We start from the raw sequence: 310 nt of genomic DNA on the forward strand, positions 1-310 counted from the left end.
GGTGGACATGTTCAAGAGTGCCTTCAGTCAGCTGCACAACGCGCAGGCGCCGGCCGCACCGGGCGCCATCGCCGCACCGGGCGCCATCGCCGCACTCGCCGGGCTCCGTGCAGTCCCTGTCTCTTATACACATCTGACGCTGCCGACGAAATGCGAACAGTGTAGATCTCGGTGGTCGCCGTCTCATTAAAAAGGGGGGGGGGGGGGGGGGGGGGGGGGGGGGGGGGGGGGGGGGGGGGGGGGGGGGGGGGGGGGGGGGGGGGGGGGGGGGGGGGGGGGGGGGGGGGGGGGGGGGGGGGGGGGGGGGGGG

General features: G+C 76.8%; 1 protein-coding gene. It reads right to left on the bottom strand.

The genetic code is table 11. The annotated features are described in order from the left end of the window. The coding region (locus tag JHD82_RS29340) for a hypothetical protein (RefSeq protein WP_199140434.1) at nt 1-310 on the bottom strand (310 nt) is incomplete at both ends.

The sequence above is a fragment of the Delftia sp. ASV31 genome (assembly GCF_016428765.1).
Classification (GTDB): Bacteria; Pseudomonadota; Gammaproteobacteria; order Burkholderiales; family Burkholderiaceae_C; genus Comamonas; species Comamonas acidovorans.